This is a genomic window from Frankia sp. CoWAU3 (assembly GCF_977971855.1).
This window is the reverse complement of sequence record NZ_CDWWXB010000157.1, coordinates 5,760-8,329: the sequence shown is the minus strand read 5'-3', so window position 1 is coordinate 8,329 and position 2,570 is coordinate 5,760. Positions and strand designations below refer to the sequence as shown.

General features: G+C 69.5%; 2 protein-coding genes. One reads left to right on the top strand and one right to left on the bottom strand.

What is annotated here, in order from left to right:
* Positions 1-996, top strand: a 996-nt coding sequence (locus AC08ON_RS13510) for a hypothetical protein (RefSeq protein WP_476607825.1), incomplete at its 5' end; no start/stop codon positions are given.
* 165 nt (positions 997-1,161) lie between these two features.
* Here the strand turns inward: AC08ON_RS13510 and AC08ON_RS13505 are convergent.
* Positions 1,162-2,031, bottom strand: a complete 870-nt coding sequence (locus AC08ON_RS13505) for a heme o synthase (RefSeq protein ID WP_023841562.1) — start codon at positions 2,029-2,031, stop codon at positions 1,162-1,164.
* Positions 2,032-2,570: the final 539 nt, after the last annotated feature.

The window sequence follows — 2,570 nt, the reverse complement described above, 5'->3', positions numbered from 1 at the left end:
ACCGTCACACCACGCGACCTTCGCGCAGCCCTGGAGGAGACCCTACAGTTTCTCACCCGGGCACAGAACACACCCGCCCCGGAGATCCTGGCTCTCCTGTGGAACGAGGTCCGGCGTCTCTCCGGCTCCTACGGCGACCATCTCAGTCTGCTTGTCGACGACCTGATCGTGACGCGCAAGGCCATCTTCCGCCTACTCGACGACCCCATCGACCCCCACCAGATCCGAGACCTCTACCTACTCGGGGGCCTCGTCTGCGCGATGCTCGCCCACGCTTCCCGCGACCTCAGCCAGACTCACCGGGCACTGACCTACCAGAACGCCGCACTCATGTGCGCCGAACGCGCTGACCATCCCGGCCTACGCATCATCGTCCGCACCGAACAGGCCGCCACCGCCTATTGGATGGGCCGACCCGCCGAATCCATCCACTTCACCGAACTCGCCACCCTCGACACCGACCGCGTACGCGGCTCCATCGCCGTTCTACCGTCCGTGCAGCAGGCCCGCGCCCACGCCGCCCTCGGCGACACCGACCGGTCCCGCACCGCACTGCTGCACAGCCGTCGCATCCGCGAACGCGTCCAACCCGATGATCTCGACGAAATCGGCGGGCTCATGCGCCTGTCCCTGCCCGAACAACTCGGCATCGTCGCCGGGACCGCCGCATGGTTCCCCAACCCCGCCGAAGCCGAACAGGCAGCCGACGAAGCTCTCACCGCCTACCAGCACGCCCCCCACGCCGACCGCTCCCACAACTCCGAAGCGATCGCCCGCGCCGACCTCACCCTTGCCCGGGTTCGACTCCACGCACTCGATGCCGCCGAGGACGCCCTACGCCCCGTCCTCGGCATCCCCCCACAGCACCGGGTCCTCCCCATACGGGAGGGTGTACGCCGACTCGGCAAGGCCCTTCAAGACGATCCGATCTACCAGGCCACCCCCGACGCCCAGGCCCTCACCGCCACCATCGACGACTTCACCCGCCACGACTAACCGAAAGCCCTACCAAGCTGAGGTGTACAAACAGAACCAAAGAAAGATCGTCGCCAAAGTTCTCTACTCTTTTTTGTTTTAAAACAACGCCCCGTCCTGATCCCGGTGACACCGGGATCAGGACGGGGCGGGGTCGGTGGGGTGGATCGGTGGGGCCGGACGAGATCAGACGAGAGCGGTGACGGCGATCGCCACGAACAGCAGAGTCAGATACGTGATCGACATGTGGAACAGGCGCATCGGCCTCGGGTCCTCGCCGTGCCGGGCCCGGCGGGCGACCCGGTGCGACTCGACCAGGAACCAGGCGCCCACCGCGACGGCGGCGACGAGGTAGACCGGGCCGGTGGAGGCGACGGGAGCGACCGCGAGCGAGGCTGCGACCATCGCGTAGGCGTAGCCCAGCATCCGCCGGGTGACGACCTGGACGGAGGCGACGACCGGCAGCATGGGGACGCCCGCCGCGGCGTAGTCGTCGCGGAACTTCATCGCCAGCGCCCAGAAGTGCGGCGGGGTCCAGAAGAAGACGACGGCGAACAGCAGCACCGCGGCCCAGCCGACGGTCCCCGTGACCGCCGACCATCCGATCAGGACGGGGAAGCAGCCGGCCGCGCCCCCGATGACGATGTTCGACGGGGTGCGGCGCTTCAGCCCGAGGGTGTAGACGAAGACGTAGAAGGCGATCGCCCCGTCCGCCAGCAGCGCGGAGGGCCAGTTGACCAGGAAACCGAAGAGCAGCGTCGAGACGATCCCGATCACGATGCCGAAGGTCAGCGCCTCCGTGGGCGTGACGGTCGCCCGCACGAGCGGACGGCGCTTCGTGCGGCCCATCATCTGATCGATGTCACGATCGACGTAACAGTTGATCGTGTTCGCGCTGCCGGCGGCGAGGGTTCCCGCCACCAGGGTCACGGCGATCAGCCAGAGCGACGGCACGCCCCGTTCGGCGAGCATCATGACCGGGACGGTGGTGATGAGCAGCAGTTCGACCACGCGCAGCTTCATCAGGGCGACATAGCCGCGGGCCTTCGCCGACACGGCCGCCCAGCCCCCGCGGGTGGCGTGCCCGGCGCCCGGGAGCCCGTCGGCGGGCGGGCCGCCGGCCTCCGGCGCCGGTACGGCCGTTGCCTCGACCGACGGTGACGTCACGGACCCGACGGTACCCAGGGCGGCGAGGGAACCGGCTGCCAGCCTGCCATCAGTGCCGCCACCGGCCGTGCCGACGGTCTCGGCGGGCGGCGACGGGAGCGGCACGTCCGCGCCACCAGGCGTGCTCTGATCACCAGAAGTACTCTGATCACCAGGAGGGCTCTGGGCCGGGGGAAGGGTGAGCGGGGACGAGAGTACGGGCCCCGCGGTCGTTGGCTTGGAGGCGCCCGCCCGCCCCGGTCCGCGGGCGGGGACATGCCGGTGACGAAGGACGGCCTCGGTAGACAGAGCGACCTCGCGATCGGCGGGATCGACGGGCGACCCACGCGGGACGGTGCCCCGAAAGTCGGAGCGGACGGTGTTCTACGACGTGTCGGAGTCTAGCCGCCGCGGCGCTGCGTACGCGCGTCGACCGCGCCCGGACCCCC